Source organism: Flavobacterium sp. (assembly GCF_027531905.1).
GTDB lineage: Bacteria > Bacteroidota > Bacteroidia > Flavobacteriales > Flavobacteriaceae > Flavobacterium.
In genome coordinates this window covers 32,800-48,664 of record NZ_JAPZSU010000043.1, presented here as the reverse complement: position 1 = coordinate 48,664, position 15,865 = coordinate 32,800, and the positions used below count along the sequence as shown (strand labels likewise).

Annotated in this window: 12 protein-coding genes; 10 read left to right on the top strand and 2 right to left on the bottom strand. The window is 36.1% G+C overall.

What is annotated here, in order from left to right:
* Window positions 1-138: 138 nt before the first annotated feature.
* The 7 genes from O9307_RS11535 (at window position 139) to O9307_RS11505 (ending at window position 9,049) form a co-directional block, all read left to right on the top strand.
* Window positions 139-1,920: a long-chain fatty acid--CoA ligase gene (locus O9307_RS11535; RefSeq protein ID WP_298299356.1), complete on the top strand. Its 1,782-nt coding sequence runs from the start codon at window positions 139-141 to the stop codon at window positions 1,918-1,920.
* A 292-nt stretch (window positions 1,921-2,212) separates the two neighbouring features.
* A complete protein-coding gene (locus O9307_RS11530; RefSeq protein ID WP_298299353.1) occupies window positions 2,213-2,704 on the top strand; it encodes a MarR family transcriptional regulator in 492 nt (163 codons plus the stop codon).
* A 64-nt stretch (window positions 2,705-2,768) separates the two neighbouring features.
* The gene (locus O9307_RS11525) at window positions 2,769-5,159 is read left to right on the top strand and encodes a 3-hydroxyacyl-CoA dehydrogenase/enoyl-CoA hydratase family protein (protein WP_159686189.1); all 2,391 of its coding nucleotides are present in this window, start codon (window positions 2,769-2,771) and stop codon (window positions 5,157-5,159) included.
* Window positions 5,160-5,204: 45 nt separating this feature from the next.
* Window positions 5,205-5,567 (top strand): four helix bundle protein, encoded by a 363-nt coding sequence (locus tag O9307_RS11520; RefSeq protein WP_298299348.1) that lies wholly within the window; start codon window positions 5,205-5,207, stop codon window positions 5,565-5,567.
* A gap of 50 nt (window positions 5,568-5,617) precedes the next feature.
* Window positions 5,618-6,799, top strand: coding sequence for an acetyl-CoA C-acyltransferase (locus O9307_RS11515; protein WP_298299345.1), 1,182 nt, complete (start codon window positions 5,618-5,620; stop codon window positions 6,797-6,799).
* Window positions 6,800-6,858: 59 nt separating this feature from the next.
* On the top strand, window positions 6,859-7,224 hold the full coding sequence (locus O9307_RS11510) for a four helix bundle protein (protein ID WP_298299342.1): 366 nt from the start codon (window positions 6,859-6,861) through the stop codon (window positions 7,222-7,224).
* A 34-nt stretch (window positions 7,225-7,258) separates the two neighbouring features.
* A complete protein-coding gene (locus O9307_RS11505) occupies window positions 7,259-9,049 on the top strand; it encodes an acyl-CoA dehydrogenase family protein (protein WP_298299339.1) in 1,791 nt (596 codons plus the stop codon).
* 141 nt (window positions 9,050-9,190) lie between these two features.
* On the opposite strand, the gene O9307_RS11500 is transcribed toward O9307_RS11505, so the two are convergent.
* Together O9307_RS11500 and O9307_RS11495 are read right to left on the bottom strand one after the other, a co-directional pair.
* A complete protein-coding gene (locus tag O9307_RS11500; RefSeq protein WP_298299336.1) occupies window positions 9,191-10,405 on the bottom strand; it encodes a TCR/Tet family MFS transporter in 1,215 nt (404 codons plus the stop codon).
* Between the two features lie 36 nt (window positions 10,406-10,441).
* The gene (locus tag O9307_RS11495; RefSeq protein WP_298299334.1) at window positions 10,442-11,506 is read right to left on the bottom strand and encodes a hypothetical protein; all 1,065 of its coding nucleotides are present in this window, start codon (window positions 11,504-11,506) and stop codon (window positions 10,442-10,444) included.
* 95 nt (window positions 11,507-11,601) lie between these two features.
* Between O9307_RS11495 and O9307_RS11490 the strand changes: the two genes are divergently transcribed.
* The 3 genes from O9307_RS11490 to O9307_RS11480 are packed head-to-tail and all read left to right on the top strand — an operon-like array spanning window position 11,602 to window position 15,705.
* Window positions 11,602-12,495 (top strand): ATP-binding cassette domain-containing protein, encoded by an 894-nt coding sequence (locus O9307_RS11490; RefSeq protein ID WP_298299331.1) that lies wholly within the window; start codon window positions 11,602-11,604, stop codon window positions 12,493-12,495.
* A 33-nt stretch (window positions 12,496-12,528) separates the two neighbouring features.
* The gene (locus O9307_RS11485) at window positions 12,529-13,365 is read left to right on the top strand and encodes an ABC transporter permease (RefSeq protein WP_298299328.1); all 837 of its coding nucleotides are present in this window, start codon (window positions 12,529-12,531) and stop codon (window positions 13,363-13,365) included.
* Between the two features lie 15 nt (window positions 13,366-13,380).
* Window positions 13,381-15,705: a choice-of-anchor L domain-containing protein gene (locus tag O9307_RS11480; protein WP_298299325.1), complete on the top strand. Its 2,325-nt coding sequence runs from the start codon at window positions 13,381-13,383 to the stop codon at window positions 15,703-15,705.
* Window positions 15,706-15,865: the final 160 nt, after the last annotated feature.

The window sequence follows — 15,865 nt, the reverse complement described above, 5'->3', positions numbered from 1 at the left end:
ATTTAATTTTTAAACGATTTTATGAAATCGATTTCGTTGAATAACACTTATTTAGTATTCAGAGCGATAATTAGTTTTTAAAAACCTAAAAATATTAGCATTTTTTATTTAATTTGCGACAAATTCAATTCATTTATAATGGTAAACATCACACGCCTTTTTGATTTTCCTTACTATCAATTAGAGAAATTCAACTCAATTCCCGATGCTTTAGTAACTAAGCAAAATGGAGTTTGGAACAAAACTTCAACCGAAGAGTACATCGCAAAAGCAAACACCATTTCTAGGGCATTGATTAGAATGGGCATTCAAAAAAACGACAAAATTGCCATTATATCTTCCAATAATAGAACTGAATGGCATATTATGGATATTGGTGTACTCCAAACCGGAGCCCAAACCGTGCCTATTTATCCAACTATTGGCGAAGAAGACTACGAATACATTTTGAACCACTCTGGTTCGTCATACTGCTTTGTTTCGGATATTGAAGTCTACAACAAAGTAAAAAACATTCAAGCGAATGTTCCGGCTTTGAAAGGAGTGTATTCTTTTAATGAAATTGAAGGTTGCGAAAACTGGACTTCGCTACTGACACTCGGTGCTGATTCAAGCAATCAAGATGTGGTAGACGACCGCAAAAATAATGTGACTACCCAAGATTTAGCCACCATTATTTACACCTCTGGAACTACTGGAAAACCAAAAGGAGTTATGCTTTCGCACCAAAATATTGTTTCTAATGTATTAAACAGTGCGCCAAGAATTCCGTTTGAGCCCGGAAAAAATACGGCGTTAAGCTTCTTGCCTATTTGCCATATTTTTGAACGTATGATTTTGTATTTGTACCAATATTATGGCGTTTCAGTTTATTTCGGAGAATCGATTGAAAAAATTAGCGACAACATCAAAGAAGTACGCCCAAACGTAATTACAGCAGTTCCTCGTTTGCTAGAAAAAGTATATGATAAAATTTATGCCAAAGGAGCCGAATTAACGGGTATAAAAAAAGCCCTGTTCTTTTGGGCCATCGATTTAGGATTACGTTACGAGCCTTATGGAGCAAACGGATTCTGGTATGAATTCCAATTAAAAATAGCCAGAAAACTAATTTTTAGTAAATGGAAAGAAGGTTTGGGGGGCAACCTTGATTTAATGGTTTCAGGAAGTGCTGCTTTGCAACCGCGTTTGACAAGAGTGTTTGCTGCTGCCGAAATCCCAGTAATGGAAGGATATGGTCTAACTGAAACTTCGCCCGTTATTTCTGTAAATGATGTGAGAAATAAAGGCTTCAAAGTCGGAACGGTAGGAAAACTAATCAACGGGGTTGAAGTAAAAATTGCTGAAGATGGCGAAATTCTTTGTAAAGGACCTAACGTAATGATGGGCTACTACAAAGATGAAGAAAAAACAAATGAAGCTTTAGCTAATGGCTATTTCCATACGGGAGACATTGGAAATATTGATACTGAAGGTTTCTTGAAAATTACGGACCGTAAAAAAGAAATGTTCAAAACTTCTGGTGGAAAATACATTGCTCCACAATTGATTGAAAACACGATGAAACAATCGCGTTTTATTGAACAAATTATGGTGATAGGCGATGGCGAAAAAATGCCAGCTGCTTTCATTCAGCCTAGTTTTGAATTCATCAAAGAATGGGAAAAACTACACGGAATTGAAGTAGGCAAAACCAATCAAGAAATCATCTCGAATCCAAAAGTAATTGCGCGTATTCAAGAAGAAGTAGACCACTTGAATGCTAAATTTGGAAATTGGGAAAAAATCAAACGCTTTGAGTTAACACCAGACGTTTGGTCTATTGATGGCGGCCAACTTACCCCTACCCTAAAACTAAAACGCAAAATCGTATTAGAAATGTACCGCCATTTATACGACAAAATTTATAGTCAATCGTAAAAACGATTTGATAGCAACCTAAAAGTCCTGAACTACAAATTCAGGACTTTTTTTGTGGGTGATTTTGGGAAAATTTTAGGATACAATTCATAAATTCAAATCGCTTTTGGCCATTTCTCAATACATTTTTCTTTTTGTTAGCAAAATTATAATGTATTGGGAAAAAAAATAGTTTTACAACCACTTAAACTCCTGAAATAGAAAGGAGTTTTTTTATTTTTACAAAAAAATTAAAAAAATAATATGCATGCATAGTATTTTTTATATATATTTGAAATCGATATAGTAAACTATGAAAGACAAAACAATTGATTATGTTTTAAGAGCAACATGGCAAGCCGTTTCCAGAATGTATAACGAAGAAGCCGCAAAATATGATGCAACGATGGCAACAGGATTTGCCTTATTGAGTATTGATAAAGAAGAAGGAACACCATCGACTGCATTAGGACCCAGAATGGGAATGGAAGCAACGAGTTTGACCCGAACTTTGAAAACTATGGAAGAAAAGGGACTAATCTTCAGAAAGAAAAATCCAGACGACGGCAGAGGGGTTTTACTATATCTAACTCCTTTTGGAAAAGAGAAAAGAGAGCTTTCAAAAAATACAGTGCTAAAGTTTAATGAAAAGGTTAAACAACATGTTTCGGAAGAAAAATTAGCCCACTTTATGGAGGTCGCCGAAATCATCAACGAATTGATCCTTGAGAAAAGCATTTTCACTTCACCAGAAAATGAATCCAATGAGAACATGGTCGTAATGAATGAAAAAACCAAGCAATAGCAGGCTTTCGGAAAGCCAAACAACATTCAAAAAATAAAATAAAAAAAATAAATAGTAACTAAGTATGAAACGCACAATTAAAAAAGTCGCAGTAATCGGATCTGGAATTATGGGTTCTGGAATTGCTTGCCATTTTGCCAACATTGGTGTTGAAGTCTTGCTTTTGGATATTGTTCCAAGAGAATTGACGGATGCAGAAGCCAAAAAAGGATTAACTCTCGAAAGCAAAATCGTGAGAAACCGATTGGTAAATGATAGTTTAGCTACCGCTTTAAAATCAAAGCCCTCTCCTATTTACAATCAAAAATTCGCTAACCGCATTAGTACTGGAAACACTACCGATGATATGGCGAAAATTGCAGGTGTAGATTGGATTATCGAGGTAGTTGTTGAGCGTTTAGACATCAAAAAATTGGTTTTCGAACAAATTGAGAAATTCAGAAAGCCAGGTACTTTGGTAACTTCAAACACTTCTGGTATTCCGATTCACTTCATGAGTGAAGGTCGTAGTGAAGATTTCCAAAAGCACTTCTGTGGAACTCACTTTTTTAACCCTGCGCGTTACTTGAAATTATTCGAAATCATTCCAGGTCCACAAACTTCAACAGAAGTTCTGGATTTCTTAACTGGATACGGTGAGAAATTCTTAGGAAAAACATCAGTTGTAGCCAAGGATACTCCAGCTTTTATCGGAAACAGAATTGGAATCTACGGCATTCAAAGTTTGTTTCACTTGGTAAAAGAATTGGGATTAACTATTGAAGAAGTTGATAAATTGACAGGACCAGTTATTGGTCGTCCAAAATCGGCTACCTTCAGAACGGTTGACGTTGTAGGACTAGATACTTTGGTACATGTGGCCAACGGAATCTACGAAAACTGCCCAACTGATGAGCAACATGAATTGTTCAAACTACCAGATTTCGTCAACAAAATGATGGAAAACAAATGGTTGGGAAGTAAAACCGGGCAAGGTTTCTACAAAAAAGAAGGCAAAGAAATTTTATCTTTAGACTTAGACACTTTAGAATATCGTGCTGCAAAAAGAGCTTCTTTCGCAACTTTGGAATTGACAAAAACGATTGACAAACCAATCAATAGATTTAAAGTTTTAGTAAAAGGAAAAGACAAAGCGGGTGAATTCTATAGAAAAAGTTTCGCTGGAATGTTTGCTTATGTTTCGAATAGAATTCCTGAAATATCAGATGAATTATACAAAATTGACGACGCTATGAAAGCTGGTTTTGGATGGGAAAATGGACCATTCGAAATTTGGGACGCCATAGGTGTTGAAAAAGGAATTGAAATCATGCAAGCTGAAGGTCTAGCACCTGCTGCTTGGGTTACCGAAATGATTGCTGCTGGAAATACAAGTTTTTATACTGTAAAAGAAGGGGCTACTTATTTCTATAACGTTCCAACAAAATCACAAACAAAAGTTCCTGGACAAGATGCATTCATCATCTTGAACAACATACGCGAAACCAAAAAAGTTTGGAGCAACAGTGGCGCCATTATTCAAGATTTGGGAGATGGTATCTTAAACTTAGAATTCCAATCTAAAATGAATACTATTGGTGGCGATGTATTGCAAGGAATCAACAAAGCAATCGATCTAGCCGAGAAAGAATACCAAGGTTTAGTAATTGGAAATCAAGCAGCAAACTTTTCTGTTGGAGCCAATATTGGAATGATCTTCATGATGGCTGTAGAGCAAGAATACGACGAATTAAACATGGCTATTAAAATGTTCCAAGATACTATGATGCGTGTACGTTACTCTGGAATTCCAGTAGTAGTTGCACCACACGGTATGACATTAGGTGGTGGTTGCGAAATGAGCTTACATGCTGACAAAGTTGTAGCTGCAGCTGAATCGTACATTGGATTAGTAGAATTTGGTGTAGGTGTAATTCCTGGTGGTGGTGGATCAAAAGAAATGGCGTTGAGAGCGTCTGATTTGTTCCGTAAAAACGACGTAGAATTGAACGTACTTCAAGAGTATTTCTTAACAGTGGCTATGGCCAAAGTATCTACATCTGCTTATGAAGCTTTTGATTTAGGTATTTTACAACATGGCAAAGACATAGTGGTAGTCAACAAAGATCGTCAGATTGCTGAAGCTAAAAAACATGCTTTATTGATGGCCGAAGCTGGTTACACGCAACCTATTCGCAGAAAAGATGTAAAAGTATTAGGAAAACAAGCCTTGGGAATGTTCTTAGTTGGAACTGACCAAATGCAAGCTGGTAAATACATCTCTGAACACGATAAGAAAATTGCCAACAAACTGGCTTATGTAATGGCCGGTGGTGACTTATCTGAAGCGACCTTAGTATCTGAACAATACTTATTGGATATCGAAAGAGAAGCTTTCTTATCTCTTTGTACAGAAAGAAAGACATTGGAGAGAATTCAATTTATGTTAACTAAAGGGAAACCGTTGAGAAACTAGATTGAAGTACAAAGAATTAAGTATTAAGTATCAAGACCTAGAAATATGCATCAATTTGAGAAATTAAAGATTTGGCAAAAAGCAATGGATATTGCTGTAGATGTTTACAAAGTCACTTCAGAATTACCTTCTGATGAGAAATTTAACTTAACACATCAAATTAAAAAATGTGCCGTTTCTATTCCTTTAAATATTGCTGAGGGCTCAGGAAGAAACTCAAATAATGAGTTTGCGCATTTTCTTGGTATTGCAAATGGTTCTACTTATGAATTAATCACTCAATTAATGATTTCAAAACGCTTAGAATTAGTTGAAGAAGTAAAAATTACTCCAATCATCCATAATTTAGTTGAAGTGAGTAATATGAATTTTGCCCTTCAAAAATCTCTAAAAACTAATAACAAATAACGATTGGAAAATCTTAATACTTAATTCTCCAATCTTAATACTTTATAACAATGAAAACAGCATATATAGTAAAAGCTTATCGTACAGCCGTAGGAAAAGCACCAAAGGGAGTTTTTAGATTCAAACGCCCTGATGAATTAGCAGCAGAAACCATTCAGTACATGATGAATGAGTTGCCTGATTTTGACAAAACTCGCATTGACGATGTCATGGTAGGAAATGCCATGCCAGAAGCTGAGCAAGGTCTGAATGTCGGACGTTTGATCTCTTTGATGGGATTAAAAGTGAATGATGTACCAGGTGTAACCGTAAACAGATACTGTGCCTCTGGATTAGAAACTATCGGGATGGCAACAGCCAAAATTCAATCTGGAATGGCGCATTGCATCATTGCAGGTGGAGCTGAAAGTATGAGTTATATTCCAATGGGAGGTTACAAACCAACTCCAGATTACAAAGTGGCTGCAGCTGGTCACGAAGATTACTACTGGGGAATGGGATTGACTTCTGAAGCGGTAGCAAAACAATTCAACATTTCTCGCGCAGACCAAGATGAGTTTGCTTTTCAATCGCACAATAAAGCCTTAAAAGCTCAAGCAGAAGGAAAATTTGACAACCAAATTGTACCTATTACAGTTGAGCAAACTTTTATCAATGAAAATGGTAAAAAAGAAACCAAATCGTATGTAGTCACTAAAGATGAAGGACCTAGAGCTGGTACTTCATTGGAAGCCTTGGCAGGTTTGCGTCCTGTTTTTGCTGCCGATGGAAGTGTAACTGCTGGTAACTCTTCTCAAATGAGTGATGGTGCTGCTTTCGTTTTGGTGATGAGCGAAGAAATGGTAAAAGAATTAAACATTCAGCCGATTGCTCGTTTGGTAAACTTTGCTTCTGCTGGTGTAGAACCAAGAATTATGGGAATTGGTCCGGTAAAAGCGATTCCAAAAGCCTTAAAACAAGCAGGATTGACACTAAATGACATCGATTTGATTGAGCTAAATGAGGCTTTTGCTTCTCAAGCTTTAGCAGTAACTAGAGAATTGAACTTAAATCCTGACATCATCAACGTAAACGGTGGAGCTATTGCTTTAGGTCACCCTCTAGGTTGTACAGGTGCTAAACTTTCGGTTCAATTATTCGACGAAATGAAACGCAGAGGCAACAAATACGGAATTGTTTCTATGTGCGTAGGTACAGGACAAGGAAGTGCAGGGATATACGAAGTTTTATAAAGAAGAGCAAAGAAGCAAGAATAAAGAAGCAACGTACAAGAGCAAAGCAACTAGAATTTATGAGGCATAACTTTAAGAATTTGAAAATTTGGATTTTAGCTATGGACATTACAAATGACATTTACAAGCTGACTTTTACTTTTCCAAAATCAGAAACTTATAGTTTATCCAGTCAAATGAATCGATGTTCAGTCTCAATGCCTTCAAATATTGCAGAAGGTTCAAATAGAGGAAATAAACATTTTCAACATTATTTGAATATTAGTTTAGGTTCTTCATTTGAATTACAGACACAATTACTGATAGCTTTTCAAAATGGCTATTTATCAAAAGAAAAAACTGAAGAAATAGAAAATAAAATAATTGAATTTCAAAAGATGACAACAGGTTTCATAAGTAAATTAGACAACAATTTTCCTTCTTGATTCTTTCATCTTTCATCTAAAAAAATAAAAAACTATGAGCAATAAAACAAGAGGTGGTCAATTCATCGTAAAAGAAACAAAATGTGAAGATATTTTCACACCAGAAGATTTTAATGAAGAGCAGTTAATGATGCGTGACTCTGTAAAAGAGTTCGTTGACAAAGAATTATGGGCGCACAAAGATCGTTTTGAAAAAAAAGATTACGCTTACACCGAAGAAACGATGCGTAAAGCTGGTGATCTAGGATTCTTAAGTGTTGCGGTTCCCGAAGCTTATGGCGGAATGGGAATGGGATTTGTAAATACGGTCTTGGTATGTGACTATATCTCTGGAGCTACGGGATCATTCTCTACAGCTTTTGGAGCACACACAGGAATTGGAACTATGCCAATTACATTGTACGGAACAGAAGAACAAAAATTAAAATACGTTCCAAAATTGGCTTCAGGTGAGTGGTTTGGTGCGTATTGTTTGACTGAGCCAGGAGCTGGATCAGATGCAAACTCAGGAAAAACAAAAGCAGTTTTATCTGAAGACGGAAAATATTATTCTATCACAGGACAAAAAATGTGGATTTCAAACGCAGGATTTTGTTCGCTTTTCATTGTTTTCGCTAGAATTGGCGATGACAAAAACATTACAGGTTTCATCGTAGAAAACGATCCAGCTAACGGAATTTCTATGAATGAAGAAGAGCATAAATTAGGAATTCGTGCTTCTTCTACTCGTCAGGTATTCTTTAACGAAACCAAAGTTCCTGTAGAAAACATGTTGTCTGAAAGAGGAAACGGATTCAAAATTGCAATGAACGCCTTGAACGTAGGACGTATCAAATTGGCAGCAGCTTGTTTGGATGCTCAAAGAAGAGTAATCTCGGGAGCTGTTAACTATTCTAATGAAAGAATTCAATTCAACACTCCTATTTCTCAATTTGGAGCTATCCGTTCTAAATTAGCTGAAATGGCTACTTCATGCTATGCCGGTGAAAGTGCATCATACCGTGCTGCTAAAGACATCGAAGACAGAATCGCAGAACGCGAAGCTGCGGGTTCTACGCATCAAGAAGCAGAATTAAAAGGAGTTGAAGAATATGCTATCGAGTGTTCTATCTTGAAAGTGGCGGTTTCTGAAGACGTTCAAAACTGTTCTGATGAAGGAATTCAGATTTTTGGTGGAATGGGATTCTCTGAAGATACGCCTATGGAAAGTGCTTGGAGAGATGCTCGTATCGCTCGTATCTATGAAGGTACTAACGAAATCAACCGTATGTTATCAGTAGGTATGTTGGTTAAAAAAGCCATGAAAGGACACGTAGATTTGTTAGGACCAGCTTCTGAAGTGCAAGCAGAATTAATGGGAATTCCGTCTTTCGAAACACCTGATTATTCAGAATTATTTGCTGAAGAAAAAGAAATGATTGGCAAATTGAAGAAAGCGTTCTTGATGGTTGCTGGTGGAGCAGTTCAAAAATACGGTCCAGACTTAGACGCTCACCAACAATTATTGATGGCAGCCTCTGATATCTTAATCGAAATCTACATGGCAGAAAGTACTATTCTAAGAACCGAAAAATTAGCTAAAGCTAAAGGTGAAGCTGCTGTAAAAGGACAAATTGCTATGGCGCAATTATACTTGTATAAAGCAGTAGATATTATTACTCAAAAAGGAAAAGAAGGAATCGTATCTTTTGCCGAAGGCGATGAGCAACGCATGATGTTAATGGGACTTCGTCGTTATACTAAATATACTAACATGCCAAACGTGGTAGGTTTAAGAGAAATTATTTCAACGCAACTAGTAGCTGAAAACGCTTACTGTTTCTAAGATTTTTTTTAGTTTTTATTTGTTTAAAAAAGTCGGCTTGTGTGGTACAAGTCGGCTTTTTTATTGCTAGAAAAAAGTCGAAAATTCGAGAATTCCATCTACCAAGAATGCCAAACAATCTTCAAATTTACGGTACTTTTTCTAACCTTTTTTCCTAGACAATGTACGATACGAGAGATAAAAACTAATCAAAGTCAGGCATGAAGCCAAGAAAAAAGGAGCGCCTGGCGCATGAAATAAACTGTCTTTTGCGGTAGCGAAGGCAAATAAATTGGTCATTAACAAAGGGCCAAAAACGCCACACAAACTCATTAAACTGGTAAGGGCACCTTGTAATTCTCCTTGCTCATTAGCGGGCACTTGACTCGAAATAACCCCTTGTATACTTGGTCCAGCTATTCCGCCCAAACAATACGGAATCAAGAAGGCAAACATCATCCAACTTTCTGAGGCCAATCCAAAAAGTAATAATCCAAGGGCTGAAAAAGACATCCCTAAGTAAATGGATTTGACCTCGCCCAAACGAGGAATAATCTTCCGAATCAAAAATCCTTGAACAAAAGCAACTAAGACTCCTACTACAGCGAGTGAATATCCAACGATTTCTGGTGTCCAATTGAATTTATAAATAGTGTAAAAAGACCAATTGGATTGTACTGCATGTGAGGCAATAAAAGTGAGTACCAATGAAATTACCAATCCTGAAACTACAGGATACTTTTTCAAATTCTGCAAAGAACTAATTGGATTAGCACGCTTCCAATCAAAAGCTCTACGATGGTCTTTGGATAAGGATTCCGGCAAAACAAAAAATCCATACATCACATTCAATAATGTAAGTCCGGCTGCAATCAAAAAAGGTACATTCGTCCCCCATTTGCTACTTATACCTCCAATTACTGGTCCAATGATAAAACCCAAACCAAAAGCTGCTCCGATTAAACCAAAATTCTGTGCTCTTTTTTCTGGTGAACTGATATCGGCAATATAAGCAGTAGCCGTACTAAAACTCGCTCCCATAATTCCAGCAATAATTCTCCCAACAAAAAGCCAGGCAATAGAAGGTGCAAAGGCATGAAAAACATAGTCCAACCCTAGCCCAAAAAGAGACAACAGCAATATAGGCCGGCGCCCAAAACGATCGCTTAGTCCTCCTAAAATCGGTGAAAAAATAAATTGCATCATAGCAAAAGAAAACAACAGCCAGCCACCATATTTTGAGGCTTCATTGATTCCGAGTCCCGTAAGATTTTCAATCAATTTTGGGACAATAGGAATAATTATCCCTAAACCAATAACATCGACTAAAACGGTAATAAAAATAAATAGTAAGGCATTATTGGGTGATGTCTTCATATAAAAGAAATAGAATTAAGAAAATAAAAATAGGATTTAAAAACCAGCACGCATGCTATTCATGTTTTTAAAATTGCGCGTTATAAAATCAAAGACCGCCGTCATTATCCCCCCCATTGATTTTGCATTTTTGAAGTTCAAATCGTGAGTATAGTTATACAGTTCCAATTTAAGTGTATTCAAATGTTCGACTGGCGCTAAGGTATCCGCAGACATAATTTGAACTAATCGCTTTATTCTGTTTTCCGAAGAATGTACTCTTTTGGCCATAGCCGAACGTTCTTCATTTTTATATTGCTCAATCGAACTTTCTTGCAATTTTTCTTTTACCAACATAACCATTGGATAATTTTCTTTAAAAAACTGAGGACGATACACTTTAAAATTTCCTTCGTAACACTGCTGATCAAAATCTATAGCGCGAATTTTATAGACCACTTGATCAAAATCATGCGTTGGTACAATCACATAATTATATGCACGCATGTCACCCAAAAGCCGAATCATACATCTTTCATTAAACTTTACAAACTCTTTAGCAATTTGAGCTTTGGCGGTTTCGGTGCAATCTTTTAGAATTGTTTTCATAAACACATCTCCTGGAATTCCCATAATATGTTCTTCGACCAAAGTATCGTTATACACCAAAAAATTGATTTTGTCTGGCGATAAAATATGTTCAAATTCCAAACCATACACTCTTGAAGCATCTGCTTTTTTGATATAAAAATGGGTGTAATTATCGTTGAGAATGTTTCGTACTTTTACTCTAAAAGGTTTTGAATTACCAAAAGTGCAATAATCAATCGAATCGACATTGAGGAATTTGATGATATTCAAGTTTCCATCAGAATGCAAAAGAGAATAGATTTTCATCAAAGTCAAATCGATTTCTTTGCGTTCAAACTCGTTATAATATACTCGAATCCATAAAGTATCGTTGTTATTTTTATCGTAGACGTTGATAGAACCCGAAAAACGCAACAAATCATCATAAAAAATAGGGACTTTAGAAATGCGTTCAAATCGCTCTAAATATTCCATCAAAGGTTTGTTGATGGGGTATGTGGGTTTTTTAAAAACCATTAATGGCTCACTCATAAATCTGTCTTTTATACAAATTTACAGTATTTTCTATTTTATAAGTAACAAATATCAAATTGGTTCGTCCTACAAGAAACTAAAAATCAATACCATTGGAAACCATTCTAACCATCAACAACCTCAACAAACGCTATGGAAGAATTCAAGCGTTAAAAAACGTTTCATTTGAAATCAAAAAAGGGAATGTTTACGGCATTTTAGGCCCTAACGGAAGTGGAAAATCAACAACTTTAGGCATTACACTCAATGTAGTAAACGCCACCTCTGGAGCATACCAGTGGTTTGACGGCGCTCTCGAAACACACGAAGCGCTAAAAAAAGTTGGCGCAATCATCGAACGACCTAACTTCTATCCGTACATGTCTGCCTACGAAAATCTCAAACTAGTATGCAAAATAAAAAACATCAATTATTATAAAATAGAAGAAAAACTAGAACTAGTAGGCCTTATTGAGAGAAAAGATAGTAAATTCAGTACCTTCTCTTTAGGTATGAAACAACGTTTAGCGATTGCATCTGCCTTGCTTAACGATCCCGAAATTCTAATTCTAGACGAACCTACCAATGGTCTAGACCCACAAGGAATTCATCAAATTCGTGACATTATTAAGAAAGTGGCCAGTTTAGGCACCACAATTTTATTGGCTTCGCATCTTTTGGACGAAGTAGAAAAAGTATGTTCGCATGTGGTAGTTTTGAGAAAAGGAGAAATTTTGTATGCTGGTTTAGTAGACGGAATGGCGGCTAACGAAGGCTTTTTCGAACTTGAAGCGGATGATAATAGTACCCTCAAAACAGTCCTTGTTTCGCATCCAGCAGTGGATAAAATTGTAGCAGACGAAAACAAAGTATTGGTGTATCTAAAAAGTGATTTGAAAGCATCGGATTTGAATCGGTATTTATTCGAACATGGTATTACGCTAAACCATTTGGTCAAACGAAAAAACAGTTTGGAAGAGCAATTCTTAGCATTAACCAAAAAATAGTTTTTATCTCTTAACCTTCTCAAAAAATAAATCATGAAACGATTACTTTCTATAGAACTTCAAAAAATCTGGTTAAACAAAGCCAGTAGAGTCCTTACGCTTACTTATTTTATTCTACTTTCCTTCATTGCCTTAATTGCATCCATCAAATTTGATTTGGGTGCTTTCCAATTTCATCTGGCAGAGATGGGGATTTTTAACTTTCCTTTTATTTGGCATTTTAACACTTATATCGCTGCTATCTTAAAATTCTTTTTGGCAATTGTCATTGTATCGATGATGGCCAATGAGTACAGTTATGGCACATTAAAACAAAACCTCATCGACGGCATGAGTAAAAAAGAACTAGTGCTTTCTAAATTTTTGACGGTAGTTGCTTTTGCCTTAGCTTCGACTGTATTTGTTTTTGTAATGAGTTTAATTCTGGGATTGTGTTTCTCTTCCTACACTGAGGTAAGCATTATATTCTCTGATTTAGAATACGTCTTTGCCTTTTTTGTAAAACTAACTGGTTTCTTTTCTTTGTGTTTGTTCTTAGGAATTTTGGTTAAACGTTCCGCTTTTGCATTGGGATTTTTGTTGGTTTTATCATTTATTGAAGCTTTTGTAAAAGGGTTTTTAACCTTTGAAGCTTTCCCTGATAGTCCAATGGCAGGTTATATTACCCAATTTTTTCCATTGGAAGCCATGTCAAATTTAATTGTAGAACCTTTTTCTAGATTATCGTTAGTAAAAACTATTGGCAGTCAAATTGGGGTCGAAAATACCAAAGATTACGGGGTAGCAATTACCGCCATTCTAATTGTTTTGGCATGGACAGTTATTTTTAATTTCTTGTCTTATAAAATATTAAAAAAACGTGATTTATAGTATATTTGCTGTACTATGAAAACAAATTCCTTACTTTTTTTACTAGTTGTTTTTTGTTTTTTTCAAGAAGCAAAGGCGCAATACATCAAGGTAGACGATACGTTTACTACTCAACATTTAGTTGAAAAAGTGTTGGTCAATAGTTCATGTGCTCAAGTTTCTAATTTTAAAGAAACAGGCGACACCTTTACAACGGGTAAAAAAAGTTTAGGTTTTTTTGATTTTAACGGCAGTGCATTTCCTTTTAAACAAGGAATCTTTTTGAGTACATGGAGCAGTAATAACACTCCAGGTCCCTACATAGATAATCAAAGAGGCGGAGGCTCTAAAAACTGGGGAGGAGATGCTGATTTAGATGCAGCTCTTGGCATTTCGAGTATTAATGCATCTGTCATAGAATTTGATTTTGTTCCTCTGACAGATTATGTGAGCTTTAATTATTTTTTTGCATCCAATGAATACCAATTATATTATCCCTGTCAATACTCAGACGGTTTTGCTTTTTTAATCAAAGAGAAAGGAAGCACTACTCCTTACAAAAATTTAGCTGTTTTGCCTGGAACAACAATTCCTGTAGCTTCAACTAGTGTTCATCCGTTGATCAACCCTGTACCCACTAGCAATAATGTTATCCCAGGATGTCCTGCCCAAAACGAAATCTATTTTGGGGGATACAATACTTTCAATAGTCCAATCAATTATGCGGGGCAAACCAAAGTCTTAACTGCTGAAACCAAAGTTACTGCTGGCAAAACCTATCACATTAAATTAGTTGTTGCCGATGATAGAGAAGAAGTTTATGATTCGGCAGTTTTTATTGAAGCTGGAAGTTTTAGTGCCAAAATCGATTTGGGTCCAGATCGCTTATTGGCTACTAAAAATCCGATATGTTTTGGAGAACAACTGCTTTTGAATACTAATTTACCCGCAACCAATTCATTTGAATGGTTCAAAAATGGAATAAAAATACCAGGCGCCAACCAACCTACCTACCAAGTTAGCTCGGCAGGAACGTACAGAGTAGACGTGGCTTTTTCTCCAACTTGTATTATTTCTGAAGAAATAAAAATAGAGTTTACCCCAGATTTGATATTGAATAACCGTACACTAGTGCAATGCGACATTGATGGAGACGGTTTAACCACTTTTGATTTGACCACCACAGATGCCAACATAAAAAGTAATGACACAAATATTACAAAAACTTCTTGGCACCTTAGCTTGGTAGACGCTCAAAACTCGACCAATGCTATAACTAATTTAACTTCCTTCAGCAATACGAGTTCAAATCAAGTGCTTTATGTGAAGGCAAGTTCTTCCTTTGATTGTTCTAAAATTGCGAGTGTTACGTTGAGTACAGCTACCACAGTGGTCCCGAGTCCGAATCCTATTGCTGTTTGTGACGAAGATGGTACACAAGATGGATTGTATAAATTTGATTTGGCAACACTTGTTACCCCAAAGCTTTTGAATGGTTTGCCTGCTGGCTTAGGGGCAGAGTACTACCTTTCGTTTGCCGATGCTTTGGCAGAAAAGAATAAATTAACTCCTATTTTTACCAATACCCAAGCTTTTCAGCAAACTATTTATGCTCGAATTAAAAATGGTCAGGATTGCTATGGTATAACACCAATTACGTTGGTGGTCAACACTTTTAATCCCATAAATTTTGAAGAAGAAGCTTCTTTTTTATGTACTGGAAGTAGTTTAAATTTGAGTGTAGATTCGGGATTTACTAGTTATCTATGGAATACCGGCGCTACCACTGCTGCAATTACTGTGCAACAAGTGGGCACTTATACTGTAGCCGTTACTAACGACAAGGGATGTAAAAAAACAAAGACTTTTATAGTAAAACCCTCTGAAAAAGCGATATATGAGAGTGCAGAAGTAAAAGATTTTGCTGGGAATAAAAACACCATTACAATAAAATATAGCGGAAAAGGCGACTATGAATTTTCGTTAGATGGTACAAGTTATCAAGACAATCCTCTTTTTACCAATGTGGCTCCCGGGAGTTACACCATTATGATTAGAGATAAAAATGGTTGCGGCATAACTGTTAGTGATTTGATTTATGTATTGGATTATCCTCGTTTTTTCACCCCTAACGGTGATGGTTATAACGATACGTGGAAAATCAATAATTGGAGTGCTCTTCCTCCGTCGAGAATTGTGATTTTTGACCGATATGGAAAACTTCTTAAGGAGATAAACAACGCAAGTGATTCCTGGAACGGAACTTTTTCAGGAGTAGCATTGCCTTCGGATGATTATTGGTTTCAACTTATCATTCCCAATGGCAAGATCGTTAAAGGTCATTTTAGTTTAAAGCGATAATTTATTCGGCTTAATTCTACTATTAACAGCTTTCAATAAATGCTGTAATGAATAGAATTAAGCGATTTCTTCTATTTTATATTTTTTGGTTTTCTAGCAACAAAATAGAAAAAACAACAGGAGTTTACATAAAAAATTGAGAATATTCTTTATATCGCTC